Genomic DNA, 15,474 nt, shown 5'->3' with positions numbered 1-15,474 from the left:
CGTCAGGTCGCGGGGCTGCTCGGCGGGGTGGTTTCGACATCGGCCATCCAGGCGGTGACGTCTTCTTCAAGCTGGTTGACCGAGCGGTCAAGCTCGTCGAGGCTGTTTTCGCCCGCATCGACACGGCGCTTGAGATTGCGATAAGACTGGTTCAGGTCACGATAGTCATCCGACATGGCGCCGCCGTCATTGCCGTCGCCATGCAGCTTTGCCGCCTGCATTTCAAGCATGGCCCCGACATCCTGAAGCTTCTTTGCGATCCGGTCGCGGTTGTTGCTGCTATCCACTGTTCTTCATCTCCGGGCGTGTTTGCCCCGATGGTTGGGACATCGATGGTCTGAAGGATCTGGTCGCGCCACCGTCCGAGAGGAAGGCCGGACCCGGAGATGACCTGATGAAGACGCAAGCCGGCCACCAACCCGTGCGTCGTCACGGGCCTGCTGTCACGGGCCGGTGTTGCGACAAGCGGCAACATTATCGGCCTTTGACATGAAGAGTGTATTTTTGACACTAAACGAGACGACCATCCGTCTGTGCCCAACCAGCATGAACCATCACGACATCATGCCAGCCATGAGGTGACGGACATGCCGCCGGGGCGTGGCGTCACGCCCCCATATACGCCAAACTGCACCCCGTGCCGCCTGTACGGTGGCATGGACCACATAAGCGGCGAGGACACCATGAGCATGGAAACCGAACGCCGGCATGCCCAGGACCTGGCAGACATGCTGGCGCCGCTGGGCGAGGTGGGGGTGACGCGCTTTTTCAGCGGCGCAGGGCTGACGCTGGCGGGGCGTCAGTTCGCCTTCGTCATCGATGGCACGCTCTATCTGCGCACGGATGCCGAAGGGCGCGCCGCCTTCGAAGCGCTGGGCGCCGGCCCGTTCAGCTATGACGGTCCTTCACGGCAGGTGATCGTCCGGGCCTATTATCAGGCGCCCGACGAGATCATGGACGATCCGGAGATGCTGTGCGACTGGGCCGCGCGCGCCTTCCAGGCCGCGACGCGGGCGGCGGCGGCCAAACCACAGCGCCAATCCCGCCCACGGCGCCGGGGCACCAGCCCTTCGTGATCTCTCATGCCACGGCGGTTGCCAGCCAGCATGCGGCGGTGAACCGCACCATGTCGCCGCTCACGAATGGATCGAAGGCGGGGCGGATCGCCTTTACGATGCGCGTCCGGGTGGCGTCATCGGCCCCGCTGAGCGCCAGCCCGACGGGGCCAAGCCGGGAGATATAGCCGGTCAGCGCGGATGCCGGCATGGAACAGACCACATCGATCGCCTCCAGCCCGACAGCGGCCCAGCCACTGTCGCTCAAGATGCGCCGCACCCGGTCTGGGTCGGCAAAGGCGAACTGGCCGGGAAGATTGGCTTGACCGGGGAGAGCGGTATGGCGGGATGGCAGGTCCGGCAGCAGCGGCGCCGCGGCGGTCTCGGCCGTGGTCATGAACGGATTGTCGGCGGCGGACCGCCAGGCGATGAACCGCAACTGCCCGCCCTGGCGCGCCGCACCTCTCACATTGCGGAACGCCGCCACCGGATCGGCGAAGAACATCACGCCGAAGCGCGACATGATCAGATCGAAGCGGCCGGTGCCGAGATCATGGGTCTGGGCATCGGCCAGAACGAACCGCACCGGTAGCCCGGCCTGTTCCGCATGGCGTCGCGCGGCCTCGATCATCGGCGCCGAAACGTCGACACCGGTGCAGCCGGAATCGTCGGGCCGGGTGGCGCCGATCCGGCGGGCCGCCGCGCGTGTCGTGCCGCCGGTGCCGCAGCCGACATCGAGCACGCTGTATCTGCCGCCGTCACCGGCGCCGGCAGGTATCGTCCTGATCAGCAGATCCTGAAGCGGCTCGAACAGTTGGTCGAGCATGGGCCGGGCGTCCACCCAGGCCTGTCCGGCGGCACCGTTCCAGCGGGCTGCCTGATCATTGTGCCGGATGTCATTGGCATCGCGGGCGATATCGTCGTCCATGACCGGTCTCCATCCTGGTCGCCATCAGGGCAGGCTTGCCTAGACGGCCCTCTCATCGCACTCTGCCACTTCAAGTCGGATTGAGGTCAAGATATGAAAGACCTGGATATTGCCGAGGTGGCGCAGCGCGTAGGCGTGCCGGCATCGACGCTGCGCTATTACGAGGAAAAGGGCCTGATCGCCTCGACCGGGCGCCGGGGGTTGCGCCGGTTGTTCGATCCGGGCGTGATCGACCGGCTGGCGCTGATCGCGCTCGGCCGGGCCGCCGGCTTTTCGCTCGACGAGATCGCGCAGATGTTCGCGCCCGATGGCCGGGCGCAGATCGATCGGCAGATGCTGACATCCAGGGCCGACGCGCTGGACCAGACGATCCGCAGGCTTGAAGCGATGCGCGACGGCCTGCGCCACGCTGCCGCATGCCCGGCACCCAGCCATATGGAATGCCCCAGCTTCCGCCGGATCATGGCGGCGGCGGCATCAGGTGCCATCAGGGCGCCGGACGGGCCGATGGGGCAGGGGGCAGCCCGCCCACGCAGACGATGATCATGATTCGGTCATGGTGTCACGCGGCCGGCGCACGGCGCGAAGCGTGCCGCCGGGGCCACCGCCGCAGAAGAACCGGTCGCCGCCATCCGACTCCAGCCCTGAAACCCCGACACCCGGCGGCATCTCCAGGCATTGCAGTACCGCACCGGTTTCGGGGGCGATCTGCCGGATATCGCTCTGATCATCCGCCCAGGTGCCGTGCCACAACTGGCCGTCGACCCAGCTTACACCGGTGACGAAGCGGTCGCTGTCGATGGTTCGCAGCACCGCGCCGGTTTCGGGATCGACCTGATGAATACGGCGGCCCCGATACTGACCGACCCACAGCATGCCATCGGCCCAGGCGAGACCGGAATCATCGCCGCCGCCCGGCGCATCGATCGTGGCCAGCACCGCGCCGGTCGCGGGATCGATCTTGCGGATGACGCCATCGGCGATCTGGAAGATATGCCGGCCGTCGAAGGCGGTTCCGGCCTGTGCCGCAATGTCGATCATGGACCGGACAGCGCCGCTGTCGGGATCGAGCGTGTTCAGGCGGTCGCCGGAGGCGAACCAGACCCGACTGCCATCGAAACTGACCCCATGGACGCCGTCGACACCGGGAAAGGGGCCATAGTCCCGGAGGATATCGGCTGCAATGCGTTTCATGGCGTCAGTCTAGCCGTTCGGCCCTTCGGCCGGGAGTAACAAGCTTGTCGGGAAACCCGGAACCGTCGGCGCCATCCAGCGGCAGGCGCGCCCGCGCCCGCAGCGTTCCACCTTGCCCAGCCGCGCCAGAACTTCGAGCGCGCGTTGCACGGTGCGCGGGCTGACCCCAAGCGCGCCGGCCAGTGCCGAGGTCGACCAGGCCTCGCCATCGCTGAGCAGGGCCAGCACGTCGCCATGGGCACCGTCGACCGGCGGCACAAGCACGGTGACGGTACCGGCCGCAGATGGCATCAGCACGAAACCGCGCGTCGTGGCCCGCAGCCGGGCGAGCGGCCTGATCAGCGCCCGAAGCCGGCCGATCTCCACACGCAGCCGCGCGCGATGGGTCTCATCGGCCTCACGCCCCCCGAAAGCGCGGGCGATCAGGGTTTCGCGGGGAACAGCGCCCGGCCAGCCTTCCGCCAGCGCGCGGGCCAGCGCCAGCAGCACCGGGCGGCCGGCAAGAGACAGCCGTATCGTTCCGGCCCGCACCAGATGCCGGCCGGTATCGACAATCAGTGCGTCCGAGGCCAGCAATGCCTCGACCGCATCGAGCCGCAGCCATTGTTGACCCCGGCTTCCGACCGCGCAGGCGGCAGGGGCGTCGAACAACTGCTTTGCCCGGTCCACTTCGGCGATCAGGGCGGGAATGCCCGCCGCGCGCGCGGCCTCCGCCGCCAGGATCAGTGCCGCTCTGGCCGGCGCCGCGCGAATGCGCCGCATCGCGATGCCCGCCTCGACCAGACGGTAGCCGGCCAGCGAGGCCGGCGGCAGGGCTGCGACATCCACCGCGTCGAGCGCTTGCCCGGCCGCGTCCAGATGCCCGGTCAGCAGACGGTATCGGGCCTGGAGATAGCCGGCATGAGCCGCGTTCGCATGGTCGCCATGGGCCGCCAATGTCGCGCGCACGGCGCCCAGCGCCTGCACGGGGCGCCCCGGATCGCGCGCCACCAGCGCGATTTCCGCCAGAGCGAGGCGGCACCGGGCAAGCGCCACGGCATCATCCGTGCCGAAGGCGCGGGCCGCATCGCGGAGCAGGGCGCGTGCTCGCGGCAGATCGCCCAGCCGGGCCATCACGATCCCGCGCAGTGCCAGCGCCGGCGGGTCGGTACGCAGCGCCACCAGCTTCAGCGCGGTCAGCACGTCGCCGGCCGACAGCGCGCGCGCCGCAAGCGCGATCAGCCGGTCCATCGAAATCCCGTCACGCTTGTCACTCCCGGCCATGGCGCCGGGGGCGTTAGGACTGGGTTCGGGTCTGCAAGGCCCATCCAGACGGCAACCACCCATCGGCAAGGCGCTCCACACATGACGTCAGATGCTCCACCAGACTGGAAAAGGCGAGGGCGGGCGGGACTGTCGGTCGGAGGCGCCGGATGGCTGCGGCTTGCGGCCGCGCCGACCTTCGCACTGATGGCATGGCTGACTGCTGCCGGCGCGGACAACAACCCGATCTGCGCTCAGAACGCGGGGCCGCTCGCCATCGGCGGCATGGCCTGGATGTATCTGCTGATGTGCCTGTTCCACATCCCGCCCTGGCTGGCGCTGGCGACCCCCCGCACCGACCGGCCCGCATGCACCGTTCCCACACGCCCCATTGACGGAGACTGATCATGATCATGCACCATCCCATAGTGTCCCGGGAAGACTGGCTCGCCGCGCGCAAGGCGCTTCTCGCCAGGGAGCGGGAGATGACCCATGCGCTCGATGCCTTGCGTGCCGAACGCCGGCAACTGCCCTGGGTCCGGATCGACAAGCCCTATGTCTTCGACGGTCCCGATGGCCGCCGCACGTTGGCCGACCTGTTCGACGACCGGAGCCAGCTCGCCATCTATCACTTCATGCTGACCCCGGGCTCGGACCATATCTGCGCGGGCTGTGCGTTTACCGCCGACCATGTCGATGCCGCCCGTCAGCATTTCGAGCGGGCCGACCTCGCCTTCGCCGCCGTCTCCCGCGCTCCGATCGACCAGATCGAGGCGGCCCGCCGGCGCATGGGCTGGCGCTTTCCCTGGGTGTCGGCCGCGGACAGCGATTTCAACCACGATTTCGCCGTCTCCTTCACCCCTGAAGAGCGCGCCGAGGGCCGGGCCATCTATAATTACGGCACGGTCATCCGCAACAGCCCCGACATGTTCGGCGCCAGCATCTTCGTGAAGGACGACAGCGGCGCCATCTTTCACAGCTATTCAACCTATCACCGCGGCACCGAACTGCTGATGGGTGCCTTCAACTGGCTGGATCTCGCGCCAAAGGGGCGCAACGAAACCGACGGCACGATGAGCTGGGTGAAGCTGCATGACAGCTATTGATGCGAACGCGCCCGGCTCCGGTATGCCGGGGCCGGGCGCGTCTCGGGCTGTGGCCAGTCCGGTCATTCCACCTGGATGCCGAGCAGCCTGACATATTGCTGGCCGCTATGCATGTCGCGCTCCAGCACACCGCCCTGCGGCTGCTTGCGGGGCAGCGAGATCTTGATCGCGCCGAGGGTGTCGATCTGGAAGACCTTCAATGCGGCGGGATCGGCCTCATAATATTCGGCGATCTTCTCGGCCGAGATCGCCGGGGCGTCCTTGTAGCGCCGATAGTGGGCCTCGTCCTTGAACAAGATGTCGATCGTGACCCAGAACGGCCCGGCATTCTTGGAACGGACATATCTGGTGACGTCGGCCAGGCGGATCATGCCACGTCCCCATCCTGAGGCTGGCCGAGATCGACCCAGTTCAAGCGCACGAGTTCCATGGGATGATCCACGTCGACGACGTGGTTGAGCCTGAAGTCATACACCTGCCCACGCTCGATCTCGGCGGGCGAGAACGGGAAGCCATCATGTCTGTCGTCGCGGCCGTGGCCGGTACATGCAGACTGACATAGTCGGACCCTGAGAGCAGCGTCGGCAGATCGACGATTTCGACACCGGAGGGCGCGCCGGCGGCCGCTTCTGGTGTACGGGTGTGGACCAGAATATGCGCATCGAAGCCCATGAGGCGAGGTGCCACCTTCCGTGCGATCGCCCCGAAGCCGACAAGACCGACCGTCTTCCCATAGAGGTCGGTCCCGGTCAGGATCGCCCAGCGACCCGCGCGCATGGCATCGCGCTGTTCCGCTTGAAGAACGAGATCATGCCGTCGTCGGGAAAGCGTTGCGAGAACAAGACTTTCGGTCGATGTGGAGGAAGCGTCGATGTCACCGGAGCCGGCCTGTTCGTTGATCTGTCGGACATATACGGGGCTGAGCCGGAGGCGCTTGATGCAATGGCGCCATGCGGCGCCGTCCGGCACGGACCAGAGTCCGACACAGCTGTGACAGCCGTCAACGCATCAAACCATGGCTGAATTCAGGTGGCGGGGCCGCGTGGTTTATGCCGGCGAGGGGCGCTGGCCTTCCTTGTCCTTGACGCCGCGCCAGAAGGCCTCGGCAACCGGCGACTGGCGCGCACCGCCGACAGGATGCGGCCCATCCCGGACTCGGCCGTGAACTCGATGCGCGGAATATCCGCCGCATCCATGCTGGCCAGTAGCTGCGGGGCGGCGACCGGGAGCAGGGAATCCTGTCCGACATGGGCCGAAATGAAGGCCTGATCGAACCGGGTATGGGCAAGTTCATGATGGTGGCACAGAAGAAACTGGACCTCGGCCTTGATCATCAGGCTTTCACAGGCGGCCATATGGTCGGCGACAAGTTCGACGGTCGGCGGATTGACCGTCTCCAGCTTTCGCAGCCAGGACGGAAAGAAGGTCAGGGCCAGCGCATGCGTCGCGGCGAAGCGGAGCTTGACGGTCTGGATGGCCTGCATCTGCTGCAGCTCGACCTGCGCCAGATGCAGGCGTCGAAGAAGATCCTCGGCGATGTCCTTGAAACGTTCGCCGGCCGGGGTCGGCTTGACCGTATGGGTGCTGCGGTCGATGAGCGTTGCGCCCAACCAGTCCTCCAGCGCCATGATCCGGCGGCTGAAGCTGGGCTGTCCCACGGATCTGCGTTCCGCCGCGCGCGAGAAGTTTCCGCTTTCCAGCAGAACCAGGACATCTTCCATCCATGTCGAATTCACGGTGCCCTCCTGAGAGGCAAACATCGGCCGAAGGCGGTCGAACTGCCTTGGCGAGGATGTCTCAGAGGCCGGTATACCGCAATGCGCCGGTTTTCCCGCCGCGTCCACAAGGCTTTCGCCGTGTCACTCGGCTCCCGCCGCGTCACCTGTCGTCCGTCGCGGCGGGGCTCGGGCTGTGCCGTCACATCAGGCGACGGCCCGCTCTGCAGTCGGCAGACGGCGCAGTGATGTCTGCGCGATCGCGCGCGGCACATAGGCGGCACCCTCCAGCGGCGCCACATCGACACCCGGCGGCACGATGTCGTCGATCCGGTCGAGAATCTCGTCACTCAGCACCACTTCCGAGCCGGCGAGCAGCCCGTCGAGCTGCTCCATGGTGCGCGGACCGATGATCGCACAGGTGAGCGCGGGATGCGTCACCACGAAGGCAAGCGCCATGTGCATCAGCGACATGCCGGCGCTTTCCGCCAGCGGCAGAAGCTGCTCGACCACGTCGAGGCTGGCCTCGTGGGACATGGCCTTCGGCATGTATCTCGCCCGCAACGAGTCCGGCTGCGGCGCGCCCTTGCGGTATTTGCCGGTCAGCATGCCCTTCGCCAGCGGGCTCCATGCCATCACGCCCATGCCATAGCGCTGGCAGGTGGGCAGCACCTCCCGCTCGATCGACCGGTTCAGGATGGAGTAGGGCGGCTGTTCGGTGCGGAACCGGGCGAGGCCGCGACGCTCGGCAACCCATTGCGCCTCAACGATATCGGAGGCGGGAAAGGTCGATGCGCCGATCGCGCGAACCTTGCCCTCGCGCATCAGGTCGGTCAGAACCGACAGCGTCTCCTCGATATCGGTGTCGGGCGCCGGCCGGTGAACCTGGTAGAGGTCGATATAGTCGGTCTGAAGGCGCTGCAACTGGTCTTCGATCGCCCGCGTCAGCCAGCGCCGCGAGCTGCCACGCCGGTTGGGATCGTCGCCCATCGGAAGGAATGCCTTGGTGGCGAGCACGACGTCGTCCCGCCGTCCTTTCAGCGCCTTGCCGACGATCACCTCCGAGTCGCCGCGGCTGTAGGCATCGGCGGTGTCGATAAAGTTTATGCCGAAGTCGAGCGCCTTGTGGATCATACGGATGCAGTCGTCATGATCGGCATTGGCCATGGTCCCGAACATCATGGCACCCAGGCAATAGGGGCTGACCTGGATGCCGGTTCGGCCGAGCGGGCGATATTTCATGGTCGTCTCCCTGGCGGTCTGGTCTTTGGTGGTCTGGCGGACATCCGGCAGACGCGCTATATAAACGGAACAGCCATCCATTTATATGGAACCATGTTCCGTTTATCAAGGGCCACGTTTATCAAGGGCCAGGTGTATCGCAAGGAAGGACTCCCTGTCGTGGTGAAGGATACCGATCGTTCCGAGGCAGACGACGAGCACAGCCGCCCGATGCGGGCCGACGCGCGCCGGAACGTCGATGCTCTTCTTCGGGCGGCGATGACCGTCTTCGACACGCTGGGCGTGGATGCCCCGATGCGGCGGATCGCGGACGAGGCAGGGGTCGGCGTCGGCACCCTGTACCGGCACTTTCCACAGCGCTCGGACCTGATCAGGGCGATCATCAAGCGCGAGGTCGACGCCTGCGTGCAGGCCGCCGTGACGCTGGGCCGCACGCAGCCGCCGGGCGAGGCGCTCGGGGCATGGGCTCAGCGTCTTGTGGATCTCGCGGCCACCAAGCGTGGCCTGGGGCCGGCGCTTCATTCAGGCGATGCGGCTTACCAGTCGCTTCCGAATTATGTTCTGGGCCAGCTCGCCCCTGCGCTGCGCGGACTGCTCGATGCCGCAGCGGCGGCCGGAGAGATCCGCGCCGGCGTGGATGCGCGCGAATTGCTCTTGGCGGCCATGCGGCTGGCGGCACCTGCGAGCAATGGCGAGGTCGAGGAGGCGCGCCGTATGGTGGCCCTGCTTGTCGACGGTCTGCGCTTTCGTGCAGGCGGGCCGACCGACCCCGGATCTGGCTGAACGGAGCATCCATGTGCCGTGCTCAAACCGGCGGATTGGGCCGCATGATGTATCGGACCCGTGGATCCCCGTTCCAGGCCTCCGCCACCTTGTTGAGCGGCAGGCTCTGAAACGGCGGGGCAAAGCCGGCCGCGGGGGCGGCCATCAGCAATTCACCAGCGCCGGCCAGCAGATCCTTGACGGCAACGCTGCCGATACCGCTCCCCGACAGTTCCAGCCCCGAACTGCGCAGCATGTCGCCTCGAAGCGGGATCTCATCGCCCGCCAGCGTTCCCAACTGGACATAGCGAAGCCGGGGCTCGCCTGCGGGTGAACCGCGCCTGCCGGCTGCGGCCTTCAGAAGGCGGCCGGCAACATCTCCCCATACGAAGTCCAGGACGATGTCGACCCCGATGTCGAATTGGGCGCGCAGGGCCTCGTCGGCATTGTCGTCCATCGCGATCCCGACATCGGCACCGAGACCGTCGAGCCTGGCAGGTGTGCGGGCGACGGCGATGGTCTTGCCGGCGCCCAGATAGCGCGCGATCTGCAAGGCCATTCGGCCGGCGGCGCCGTTGGCGCCGGTGACGAGCACGGTTTCTCGGGCCCGCAATCCCGCTCGCCTCGTCAGCGCCACCCATGACGCAAGGCCGCCGGTGGCGATCGCCGCGGCTTCATCATCGCCAAGCGCGTCCGGTACGGGAACGAGCATGCCGCTCGATACCAGCGTTTTCTCGGCCATCGACCCGAAGGGCGCCTTGGGGAACAGGAAATACACACGGCGGCCGTCCGGGTCGGTTCCGACGCCGTCCACGCCGGCCACGAAGCCGGTCTTTCCGGCGCTTGCATAATGCTGTCCCGCCGCCAGCGCCCGGACGATCGGGCTGAGCGGCGCCGCACCGACAGTCACGACCATTTCGCCCGCGCCGGCCACCGGCTCGTCGACCGTGGCAAATTCCGGCGCTGCGTCAAAGGTGGTTACAACGGCTGCTTTCATCATCGTCCTCCGCTGATCATTCCGCGCAGCCGCAACGGCAACGCATGACCTTAGATAGACGGAGAACCTTGCACGATCTATACTTGGTACGCCACTATTTGTTCGCGATCATCCAGGGGTGTTATGGATCCGCTCTCCGACGTTCTCGCCCTGCTCAAGCCGCGCAGCTACATCACGGCAGGCTTTGATGCCGGGGGGAGATGGGCGCTGACGCTGGACGACCTTGCCGGGCGCATCAAATGCTATGCCGTGGTCAAGGGCGGGTGCTGGCTGTCGTTGGGCGACGATGTCGCTCCGGTCCGGCTCGATGCCGGCGATTGCTTCGTTCTTCCGAGCGGGCGTGAGGTCAGGATCGGCAGCGATCCGCATGTCGAGCCACGGCGCGCCAGCGAGGTGCTCGACCCGACCCGGAGCGGAGCGGTCATCACCTATAATGGCGGCGGCGACGTCTATCTGGTCGGCAGCCGGTTCGAGGTGAGCGGGCGCCACGCCGCCGTCCTGCTGCGAACGCTCCCGCCTCTCATTCAAGTGAAGGCATCGGGCGATCAGGCGAGGCTCAGATGGTCGATCGAGCTGATGATGGAGGAGTTCCGCGAGGCACGGCCGGGATCGTCTCTGATCGCGCAACAGCTATCGCATATGATGCTGGTGCAGGCGCTCCGGCTTTATCTGTCCGATCGCGCCCATGGCGAAACGGGATGGCTCGCGGCATTGGCCGACCCGCAGATGAGTTCGGCCATCGCTGCCATGCACCGCGATCCGGCTGTCACCTGGACGGTGGACGAGCTGGCGCGACATGTCGGCATGTCGCGGTCGGCCTTCGCCCAGAGATTCCGGGACCGGGTGGGGGAGCCGCCGATCGCCTATCTCACACGCTGGCGCATGACGCTTGCCGGCGAGACACTGACCCATAGCCGCACCACCATCGCAGAGGTCGCCCAATCCTTCGGCTACACGTCAGAGCACGCCTTCAACACGGCGTTCAGGCGAACCATGGGATGCTCGCCCAGGCGATATGCCAGAGATGTGGCGGGCGTTGAGCATCCTGTGCCAGAGGGGCGAGCGCGCAGGTGACTGACGGCTGGGTTATGCGGTAAACTCGTAAACCTGCTTAGCATATAGAACTTGTCATGGTTCAAGGCTTTCCGAGAGAGACTTGATGTCACGTCGCTGCAGTTGAACTCACCGACTATGAACGGTCAATCATTTCGCCGCTGCTGCCAAATAAGCTACCGGGAGTTGCCCGTCTATGATCGGCGAGTGCTGAACGGCATTTTCTGGCGATTCTGGGCAGATTCGCCATGAGCGGAGATCCAGCCCGCCCACGCCGTTCGCTCGATTGGGATGAGGGCGTTGAAGGGGTAAAAGCGCTATATTGACCGACCCACACGCTGACATGAGAAGTCAGTTTTTGTTGTGATAGGTTTTCAGTATGCAAACCCTAGACAGTTTCTTATCAAGCGAGGCAGAGGTCACAATGAACGAAAACGCAATCAGAGTTCTTGATGCATACCTTGATGCAAATAGTTTGTCTGTTCCTCACGCAATATTGATTGAGGGGTGTTGGGGGAGCGGTAAAACTTATTTCTTGCGGAATATTTATGAACCAAGCCGCATACGGCGGATGAAGGCGGAGGTCCGGCACCACGTCCCATTTCTTTTTGTCAGCCTTTTCGGAGCTAACTCCGCTAGCGATGTGGAATTGCGGATATACAAGACTGCTTGCCCTGGCGAAGCAGTTGCAGGCAGCATCGCGGGTACGATCGCTCTCGGCATAGGAGAATTCTTTCGAGTCAAAGATGCGACTAAAGGCATAGTAGATAAGCTAGGGAAAAAGGCAATTAAACGCCTGAATGATTTTGTCTTTGTGTTTGACGATCTAGAGCGTGTGGAGAAGCAAGCATTTGGTGAGGTGATGGGCCTTGTGAACTCTCTTATCGCAGATCATGGGCGTCGCGTGATTTTGGTGACGGATGAGCGAAAATTAAAAGAACTAGTCAGTGGCGAAATTTGGAAAGAACAGAATGAAAAAATAGTTGGAAGAAGAGCCTCTATCGATGCTGATTTCAAGAGCGTGATCTGTAATTCGATCGAAATTTTACCAGACGGCGCATCGAAGGCGCTCATTAAAAACAACCTCGATAATCTTCTTAAAATTTCTATGGCTTCAAGAGTTCAAAATCTCAGAAACCTTAGTTGGGCGATGCACAACGCCATTGCATTTGTGGATTGCCTCATCGCCGATAGCGAAATACCGAAGCGGCATACCGTGTGGGTGATGGACTTCGTGGTTGCGACAACCTTGTGGATGAGATCAGGACTACTTGATACAGAAGCGCTAGAGGAAATTCCCGGACTTTTAAGAAACCTTAAAATTAAATCAATCGGCAATCAAAGCAAAGATTCTTTTTTAGATTCAAAGACGGAGAAAGCAAAGGACTTTTCTGAAACATTTCCATTACTTTCTGTTGATGCTCCACCTTTAGATTATAAATTTGTTAAAGGCTTTGAAGATAGCGGTGTGCTCGATGACGCCGAAGTTAACTTGTGGATCAAATCTCAGTTTGGGTTTGGGAAAGAACACAAGGAACCCTCTTGGCGGAAGCTATGGTACAGTCACGAAAGACCCTTATTGCAGACAAAACAGGCGCTATCCGATCTCAGAGATGAACTTTCTGGACGTGTTTATACTGAGCTTGGTCCAATTCTGCATGCCGCAGGACTAGCGATCCGGCAATGGGCAATTGGCGACCACACTCTCACAGAGAATGAGGACGTGACAACGTTCTTCAAACGCTACATAGATGAACTTGCCGATAAGAATCAGTTAGAAGAGGTTAAATGTGATCCACTTCATTTTCCTCCCGATCACCATGGTGGCTTGGGCTTCAGTTCAAGTAACACGGTAGAGTTTCGAGAAATTTACCGATATATTTGTACCAAGTCGCAGGAAATTGCAACCGCACACCTCGAAGAAAGAGCAAATGCCATCCTAACTGACGCAGAGGCTGGTAATCTAGAAGCTTTGTTCAATCTTACGCACACCACCGATTATGAACTGTCCACGAAACCTGCCTTAGTAAATATTCCGGTAGATAGGCTCGCCACACTGATGGCTCGGGACAATCCGGCTTTAAATGCTGGAGCGAAACTTCTGGCTTTTCGATATTATAGGACGAAAGATGGGGATCCGCTTCTTCAGGAGATCAAATGGGCTCGCGGTGTTTATATTGCCGTCTTGGAAAAACTCAATCAATGGGAAGAACCTTATCGAACGATGGCATCAAAGCACCTGAAAGATATGATCCTCTATTACGAACAAGACAAGGAACCTCACAACAAGATCATTCCGCCTGAAAATAAAGGCGAATCAAAGAAATAATCGACATGGGTCTTCTCTTACCGCGAGGTCATCTTCACATGTCTCGATTCGAATTTCCATTTTCGATGAACTGTCCGCGTCTCATTGCTACCGTTCGGGAGTGGTAAGCTGTTTTAAATTAGGTATATCGGGTTGTAGCGTAAAATCGGCAGCTTCTTATGCAGCCTTGTGACGGATGCGGTGGTCGGCGACAATATCGCTCCAAAGGTGGACATAGGCACCCAATGGCGGGCAGCGCCCGATGAAGATGAGAACTATGAAATCGTCATAACCCTTTGATGATTATGAAGATACTTGGTGTTGTGCGGTTGTCGGTGGGTTTTGGCGGCATTTGGGTGGCCAACGGCGACTATTTCGGGCGTTTGGCAGGGTATTTCCGTTTTGTCCGCCGATTCCGACATGCAGTCGCTCTTTCGATCTGCCGGTTCCTCCGACCTGCTCGACTGATCGATCAAACGACGGGAACTGGGACATTGCGGGCATTCAGGATACCCTTGCTGAATGGCAGGATCCGCCCGTACCTGTCGTTCCCGAGCTAACCGTGCTGGCGATCAGCCATGCCTGATCTGTTGTGGAAACCGGAACGGCAACTCCTGGGATCGAATTACGCCGAAGCGGACATTAGCAAATTCCCTGGCGCCGTTGAACGGGAGAGCATCCGGCAAAACCATCGAACCGTGCCGGATGTGCCGGAGGCAATCGCTTCGGAGCGTAGGCGAAGGTGCCTTCCCGGCCATATCTCGGGTCAGTTCCGCCTTAACGACCCTGCACGCTTCTTAGACAAGATCGCGCAGTTTCTGCCGGTGAAGACAACCAGCACCCATGCAGATGCAATCGAAATTCGCTACGAAGAAAGATCGTAAAGCAACATAGAACATTGTTTTCAATAAATTTTTATCCTAACTGCGCAATTGGATGATAGCTAGGCATCATGCAAATCAATGCTTACTTGGAGATCTCACGTGGCTGCAGTTTCTTCGATCAATCTCGTCCTGGCCCAAAGCTTCCAGCTTTTTCTTACGAGTGGGGCCCCGGCGGGCCACCCGCTCAAGGCTGGGAATTACGTTGCGGAACCAAACGTCGGACAACAAGCCTGCACGTTCTCACTCTACGAAGCCGATGCGAGTTTCGTCAAAGGCACGCACGTAGCCAACGTCCAATTGACCATCGCTCCGAACGGCCAAGTCGTCCTCATGGCCTAAATCGCCCAAGCGAAGTCAGAGCCCGGCAGGTTTGGGCGAACGCATTGCATGCAATGTGCTCGCCTCTACTTACGGGCAGTATCGGCGATGAAGCCGACATTCCAGGCACTACGTCGGAACGTCGCAACCTGGGTCGGAAGCTGTCGCGCTGCCAGCTTGGACATGGAAGTATCGGACAATAGCGTGGAATCGACGGTTCGCTACACCGCATGGTGGTGTGCGATGATCGGCGGCAATATCGGGTCATAGAGGTAAATCGGCAATGTCTGGCGGATGGGGTGGGATTCGAACCCACGGTGGGTTTAACCCCACGCCGGTTTTCAAGACCGGTGCCTTAAACCGCTCGGCCACCCATCCTTCGAAGGAATGGGCCATGGGTAGCAGATGGCGCACGGGCGGGCAAGATGGTGGCGTGGTCTTGCGTGGAAATCTGGGGCGGTGTGGGGCTGAGGCGGCCGGGTGGGGCCGGGCGGAGGAGGGGGCGCCGGCAGCGACGGGCGGGGTGGACGGGAATGTCCCCCGCACCGGCGCCGCCGGGCCCGACAGTCGGACGGGGCGAGCCGCGCGCCTGCTCATCGAGGTGACCGCATCGCATCGGCGACGGGTCTTGCGGGTGGCGGGCCGACATCGCGGACAGTCGCGTTCCCGT

At 62.4% G+C, this 15,474-nt stretch carries 17 protein-coding genes, 1 tRNA gene and 1 pseudogene; 9 read left to right on the top strand and 10 right to left on the bottom strand.

Translation table 11 applies throughout. From position 1 onward, the window contains the following. Window positions 1–2: 2 nt before the first annotated feature. Window positions 3–287 carry a hypothetical protein gene (locus tag WG924_RS03620; RefSeq protein WP_345931641.1) on the bottom strand — a complete coding sequence of 95 codons (285 nt, stop codon included), beginning with the start codon at window positions 285–287 and terminating at the stop codon, window positions 3–5. 396 nt (window positions 288–683) lie between these two features. On the opposite strand from WG924_RS03620, the gene WG924_RS03615 reads away from it, so the two are divergent. Beyond that, window positions 684–1,076: a TfoX/Sxy family protein gene (locus tag WG924_RS03615; protein ID WP_345931640.1), complete on the top strand. Its 393-nt coding sequence runs from the start codon at window positions 684–686 to the stop codon at window positions 1,074–1,076. A gap of 4 nt (window positions 1,077–1,080) precedes the next feature. Here WG924_RS03615 and WG924_RS03610 read toward each other — a convergent pair whose 3' ends face one another. Further along, window positions 1,081–1,983 carry a class I SAM-dependent methyltransferase gene (locus WG924_RS03610; protein ID WP_345931639.1) on the bottom strand — a complete coding sequence of 301 codons (903 nt, stop codon included), beginning with the start codon at window positions 1,981–1,983 and terminating at the stop codon, window positions 1,081–1,083. Between the two features lie 93 nt (window positions 1,984–2,076). On the opposite strand from WG924_RS03610, the gene WG924_RS03605 reads away from it, so the two are divergent. Further along, complete coding sequence (locus WG924_RS03605) at window positions 2,077–2,526, top strand: helix-turn-helix domain-containing protein (protein WP_345931638.1); 450 nt, start codon at window positions 2,077–2,079, stop codon at window positions 2,524–2,526. On the opposite strand, the gene WG924_RS03600 is transcribed toward WG924_RS03605, so the two are convergent. Both WG924_RS03600 and WG924_RS03595 read right to left on the bottom strand, forming a co-directional pair. Further along, window positions 2,527–3,177, bottom strand: coding sequence for an NHL repeat-containing protein (locus WG924_RS03600; protein ID WP_345931637.1), 651 nt, complete (start codon window positions 3,175–3,177; stop codon window positions 2,527–2,529). Between the two features lie 9 nt (window positions 3,178–3,186). Then, on the bottom strand, window positions 3,187–4,407 hold the full coding sequence (locus WG924_RS03595) for a helix-turn-helix domain-containing protein (RefSeq protein WP_345931750.1): 1,221 nt from the start codon (window positions 4,405–4,407) through the stop codon (window positions 3,187–3,189). A gap of 219 nt (window positions 4,408–4,626) precedes the next feature. Here WG924_RS03595 and WG924_RS03590 point away from each other — a divergent pair, with 219 nt between their 5' ends. Next, entirely contained in the window at window positions 4,627–4,824 is a 198-nt protein-coding gene (locus WG924_RS03590; RefSeq protein ID WP_345931636.1) for a hypothetical protein, read from the top strand. A gap of 8 nt (window positions 4,825–4,832) precedes the next feature. After that, window positions 4,833–5,525: a DUF899 domain-containing protein gene (locus tag WG924_RS03585; RefSeq protein ID WP_345931635.1), complete on the top strand. Its 693-nt coding sequence runs from the start codon at window positions 4,833–4,835 to the stop codon at window positions 5,523–5,525. Between the two features lie 62 nt (window positions 5,526–5,587). Here the strand turns inward: WG924_RS03585 and WG924_RS03580 are convergent, their stop codons facing one another. The 4 genes from WG924_RS03580 to WG924_RS03565 form a co-directional block, all read right to left on the bottom strand. Next, window positions 5,588–5,896 (bottom strand): DUF4387 domain-containing protein, encoded by a 309-nt coding sequence (locus WG924_RS03580; RefSeq protein ID WP_345931634.1) that lies wholly within the window; start codon window positions 5,894–5,896, stop codon window positions 5,588–5,590. A 40-nt stretch (window positions 5,897–5,936) separates the two neighbouring features. Further along, on the bottom strand, window positions 5,937–6,494 hold the full coding sequence (locus WG924_RS03575) for an NAD(P)-dependent oxidoreductase (RefSeq protein ID WP_345931633.1): 558 nt from the start codon (window positions 6,492–6,494) through the stop codon (window positions 5,937–5,939). A gap of 56 nt (window positions 6,495–6,550) precedes the next feature. Then, a complete protein-coding gene (locus WG924_RS03570) occupies window positions 6,551–7,369 on the bottom strand; it encodes a LysR family transcriptional regulator (RefSeq protein ID WP_345931632.1) in 819 nt (272 codons plus the stop codon). A 78-nt stretch (window positions 7,370–7,447) separates the two neighbouring features. Then, window positions 7,448–8,482 (bottom strand): aldo/keto reductase, encoded by a 1,035-nt coding sequence (locus WG924_RS03565; RefSeq protein ID WP_345931631.1) that lies wholly within the window; start codon window positions 8,480–8,482, stop codon window positions 7,448–7,450. Here WG924_RS03565 and WG924_RS03560 point away from each other — a divergent pair. Further along, window positions 8,390–9,265 carry a TetR/AcrR family transcriptional regulator gene (locus WG924_RS03560; protein WP_345931630.1) on the top strand — a complete coding sequence of 292 codons (876 nt, stop codon included), beginning with the start codon at window positions 8,390–8,392 and terminating at the stop codon, window positions 9,263–9,265. The genes WG924_RS03565 and WG924_RS03560 overlap by 93 nt on opposite strands. A gap of 22 nt (window positions 9,266–9,287) precedes the next feature. Here the strand turns inward: WG924_RS03560 and WG924_RS03555 are convergent, their stop codons facing one another. Then, window positions 9,288–10,241, bottom strand: a complete 954-nt coding sequence (locus tag WG924_RS03555) for a quinone oxidoreductase family protein (protein ID WP_345931629.1) — start codon at window positions 10,239–10,241, stop codon at window positions 9,288–9,290. A 123-nt stretch (window positions 10,242–10,364) separates the two neighbouring features. Here WG924_RS03555 and WG924_RS03550 point away from each other — a divergent pair, with 123 nt between their 5' ends. The 4 genes and pseudogenes from WG924_RS03550 (at window position 10,365) to WG924_RS03535 (ending at window position 14,486) form a co-directional block, all read left to right on the top strand. Then, a complete protein-coding gene (locus tag WG924_RS03550; protein WP_345931628.1) occupies window positions 10,365–11,315 on the top strand; it encodes an AraC family transcriptional regulator in 951 nt (316 codons plus the stop codon). 128 nt (window positions 11,316–11,443) lie between these two features. Further along, a pseudogene (locus WG924_RS03545) lies at window positions 11,444–11,543 on the top strand (IS5/IS1182 family transposase); the annotation flags it as partial. A 175-nt stretch (window positions 11,544–11,718) separates the two neighbouring features. Next, the gene (locus WG924_RS03540) at window positions 11,719–13,623 is read left to right on the top strand and encodes a P-loop NTPase fold protein (RefSeq protein ID WP_345931627.1); all 1,905 of its coding nucleotides are present in this window, start codon (window positions 11,719–11,721) and stop codon (window positions 13,621–13,623) included. A gap of 557 nt (window positions 13,624–14,180) precedes the next feature. Next, window positions 14,181–14,486, top strand: coding sequence for a hypothetical protein (locus tag WG924_RS03535; protein WP_345931626.1), 306 nt, complete (start codon window positions 14,181–14,183; stop codon window positions 14,484–14,486). Window positions 14,487–15,092: 606 nt separating this feature from the next. Here WG924_RS03535 and WG924_RS03530 read toward each other — a convergent pair. Further along, window positions 15,093–15,182, bottom strand: a tRNA-Ser gene (locus tag WG924_RS03530). Window positions 15,183–15,474: the final 292 nt, after the last annotated feature.

This window comes from Tistrella arctica, from assembly GCF_039630945.1.
Taxonomy (GTDB): domain Bacteria; phylum Pseudomonadota; class Alphaproteobacteria; order Tistrellales; family Tistrellaceae; genus Tistrella; species Tistrella bauzanensis.
Note: the sequence above shows the minus strand (reverse complement) of the source record. Positions and strands in the feature narration are given on the sequence as shown.

Bases quoted from the DNA above. Each gene is read 5' to 3' on its own strand.
- WG924_RS03615 (WP_345931640.1), top strand. From the start codon at position 684: ATGAGCATGGAAACCGAACGCCGGCATGCCCAGGACCTGGCAGACATG.
- WG924_RS03610 (WP_345931639.1), bottom strand. From the start codon at position 1,983: ATGGACGACGATATCGCCCGCGATGCCAATGACATCCGGCACAATGAT.
- WG924_RS03605 (WP_345931638.1), top strand. From the start codon at position 2,077: ATGAAAGACCTGGATATTGCCGAGGTGGCGCAGCGCGTAGGCGTGCCG.
- WG924_RS03600 (WP_345931637.1), bottom strand. From the start codon at position 3,177: ATGAAACGCATTGCAGCCGATATCCTCCGGGACTATGGCCCCTTTCCC.
- WG924_RS03595 (WP_345931750.1), bottom strand. From the start codon at position 4,407: ATGGACCGGCTGATCGCGCTTGCGGCGCGCGCGCTGTCGGCCGGCGAC.
- WG924_RS03590 (WP_345931636.1), top strand. From the start codon at position 4,627: ATGGCATGGCTGACTGCTGCCGGCGCGGACAACAACCCGATCTGCGCT.
- WG924_RS03585 (WP_345931635.1), top strand. From the start codon at position 4,833: ATGCACCATCCCATAGTGTCCCGGGAAGACTGGCTCGCCGCGCGCAAG.
- WG924_RS03580 (WP_345931634.1), bottom strand. From the start codon at position 5,896: ATGATCCGCCTGGCCGACGTCACCAGATATGTCCGTTCCAAGAATGCC.
- WG924_RS03560 (WP_345931630.1), top strand. From the start codon at position 8,390: ATGATCGGCATTGGCCATGGTCCCGAACATCATGGCACCCAGGCAATA.
- WG924_RS03565 (WP_345931631.1), bottom strand. From the start codon at position 8,482: ATGAAATATCGCCCGCTCGGCCGAACCGGCATCCAGGTCAGCCCCTAT.
- WG924_RS03555 (WP_345931629.1), bottom strand. From the start codon at position 10,241: ATGAAAGCAGCCGTTGTAACCACCTTTGACGCAGCGCCGGAATTTGCC.
- WG924_RS03550 (WP_345931628.1), top strand. From the start codon at position 10,365: ATGGATCCGCTCTCCGACGTTCTCGCCCTGCTCAAGCCGCGCAGCTAC.
- WG924_RS03540 (WP_345931627.1), top strand. From the start codon at position 11,719: ATGAACGAAAACGCAATCAGAGTTCTTGATGCATACCTTGATGCAAAT.
- WG924_RS03535 (WP_345931626.1), top strand. From the start codon at position 14,181: ATGCCTGATCTGTTGTGGAAACCGGAACGGCAACTCCTGGGATCGAAT.